2 protein-coding genes are annotated in these 2,730 nt (G+C 65.4%); both read right to left on the bottom strand.

Features of this window, described 5'->3' with window-relative positions; all coding sequences use genetic code 11:
- On the bottom strand, nucleotides 1–579 hold a 579-nt coding region (locus NTX40_11130), incomplete at its 3' end, for a TIGR00282 family metallophosphoesterase (GenBank protein MCX5649627.1).
- A gap of 286 nt (nucleotides 580–865) precedes the next feature.
- Nucleotides 866–2,434, bottom strand: coding sequence for a ribonuclease Y (rny, locus tag NTX40_11125; GenBank protein MCX5649626.1), 1,569 nt, complete (start codon nucleotides 2,432–2,434; stop codon nucleotides 866–868).
- Nucleotides 2,435–2,730 lie beyond the last annotated feature (296 nt).

Here is a 2,730-nt window from a genome sequence, read left to right as displayed (position 1 = left end):
GCCGCCGGGCAGGACTCGCTCGTCGGCTGTCTGGACATGCGTGTGGGTGCCATAGACGGCGGTCGCGCGGCCGTCGAGGCGCCAGCCCATGGCGATGCGTTCGCTGGTGGCCTCGGCGTGGAAATCGACGAAGATGAGTTTGGCGCGGTCGCCGATCTCCGTGAGTGCCCGGTCGGCGGCGTGGAAGGGGCAGTCGCCCGCGGGTTTCATGAAGGTGCGGCCGAGGAGATTCACAACGGCGAAGGGGAACCCCGACGGACTCTCCAGGACGGTCCAGCCGCGTCCTACGGCCTCGGGGGGGAGGTTGGCGGGGCGGAGGATGCGGTCGGACTCGGCGAGGAGGGGCAGGATTTCGCGTCGGCGAAAGACGTGGTCGCCCATCGTGACGACGTCGATGCCGAGGGCGCGGAACTCTTCGAACAGCGCGGGCGTGATGCCCGAGCCGCCCGCGACGTTCTCGCCGTTGACGATGACGACGTCGATGGAGCGTTCGGCGAGGAGGCCGGGCAGCGAGACGGCGAGGGCTCGGCGGCCGGGTTTGCCGACCACGTCGCCGACCAGAAGGGCGCGGAATTGCATGGCGTCTCCTTTGACGCTCCCTCTCCCTTGATGGGAGAGGGATGGGGTGAGGGTGGAAGAGACGAATATCCAACAAGGAACACTCAACCGCAGAATGACCAAGTGAGAAACGGCACGGATGACGCCGCCGTGCCTGCCGTTCACTTCATCCTTCTGCGGTTCCTTGTTCGATATTCATTATTCGTCGTTTCCTTCCCCTCACCCTACCCTCTCCCACGAGGGGAGAGGGAGAACAAAAGCCTACCCGCCTGCAGGCAGGCAAGTTTTCAACGGAGCAAAACCACTTTTATCGCGCGTATTCGATGACGCGGTGTTCGCGGATGAGGACGACGCGCACCTCGCCGGGATACTGGAGTTCGGCTTCGACGGCCATGGCGATGTCGCGGCACGTTTTTGCGGCCAAGGCGTCGTCCACTTTCTGGGCGTCGACGATGACGCGGATTTCGCGGCCGGCCTGGATCGCATAGGCCGACTGGACGCCTTCGAATCGCCGAGCGAGTTCCTCGAGTTTTTCCAGGCGCTGGATGTATTTCTGGAGGGTTTCGCGTCGTGCGCCGGGCCGGGAGGCGCTGACGGCGTCGGCGGCGGAGACGATGGTGGTGTAGAGGGCGTCCTTGATGTTCGGTTCGTGGTGTCCGGCGATGGCGTGGACGATTTCGGGCGGTTCGTTGCATCGCCGGGCGATGTCGGCGCCGATTTCGGGGTGACCGCCTTCGACCTCGTGGTCGACGGCCTTGCCGATGTCGTGGAGGAGTCCGGCGCGTTTCGCCAGTTCGCCGTCCAGCCCGAGTTCCTCGGCGAGCATGGCCGACAGGTGGGCGACCTCGATCGAGTGCACGAGCACGCTCTGGCCGTAACTCGTGCGGTACTTCAGTTGGCCGAGCAACTGGATTTCCTTCGGGTGGAGTCCGCGGACGCCCGTGTCGAGGGCGACCTGGTTGCCGGTCTCGAGGATGTCCTTTTCGACTTCCTTGGTGGTTTCGGAGACGACCTGTTCGATGCGTGGGGGCTGGATGCGGCCGTCGGTGATGAGTTTGGCCATGGCGCGGCGAGCGACTTCCCGTCGTACGGGGTCGAAGGACGACAGAACGATGACGCCGGGCGTGTCGTCCACGATGACGTCGACGCCGGTGGCGCGTTCGAAGGCGCGGATGTTGCGGCCTTCGCGGCCGATGATGCGGCCCTTCATGTCGTCGCTGGGGATGTCGACGGTGGAGACGGTGACCTCGGCCGTGAAGTCCGACGCCAGGCGCTGGATGGTCGTGGTGAGGATTTCACGGGCCTTGTCGGCGGCGGTTTCCTGGGCCTGGTCGCTCGCGCGCTGGATGAGGACGGCGGCCTCGTGCTGGACCTCGGTCTCGAGTTTTCCCAGGAGCAGGGCCCTGGCCTCGCCCTGCGAGAGTCCGCTGATGCGGTAGAGTTGCTGCTTTTCGTCGGCGATGAGTCGTTCGAGTTCCGCCTGCCGGGTCTGGAGGCCTTTTTCCTGGTCGCTGACCCGTTTTTCCATGGCGGTGATGGTTTTTTCTTTACGGTTCAGCGTTTCCATTTTGCTGTCGATGCCGTCCTCGTGCTTGACGGCGAGTCGTTCGCGTTCCCGGAGTTCGTCGCGGGTCTTGGCGGTTTCTTTTTCGAACGTTTCGCGGGCGCGGATGGCCGCTTCCTTGGCCTCGACACGGGCTTCCTTCAGGAGGCTCTCGGCGTCGCGGCGGGCCCGGGTGACGATCTGGTCGGCCTCGCCCTTCGCTTCCTGGGTCCGCTTCCGCGCTCGCCGCACGGCCACGCCGTAGCCGACGCCTCCGGCCAGCGCGCCGACGCCGACGACCAGCAACACGATGAGGATGGGATTCAATGGCATGGTCTCGCTCTCTTTCCAGGGGGGACGCGACGCGCGGAAAGGATGCGCGGCCGGCGAGGGGAGACGCTGCGCCCGCAGTGGGTCCGCCTCACGCGGACCGTGGGCCAAAGGCACCGAAAGGTAACCGGCAGACAAAGGGCGACGGAGGGTTCAGTTCACGCCAATCGTGCGGGCTTCTCCCGAAGACGTTCCGACGATGCGACGCCCGCTCCCTGAACCCCACACACGGATTTGCCCTGCCTTTCCCGCCCTGTCGGCGGTATGAGGACCGGTCGAGACATCCGGCCGGTCAAGTT

The sequence above is a fragment of the Planctomycetota bacterium genome (genome assembly GCA_026387035.1).
Classification (GTDB): domain Bacteria; phylum Planctomycetota; class Phycisphaerae; order FEN-1346; family FEN-1346; genus JAPLMM01.
This window is presented reverse-complemented; position numbering and strand designations above follow the sequence as displayed.

Coding starts and splice junctions, on each gene's coding strand:
- rny (MCX5649626.1), bottom strand. CDS start 2,434: ATGCCATTGAATCCCATCCTCATCGTGTTGCTGGTCGTCGGCGTCGGC.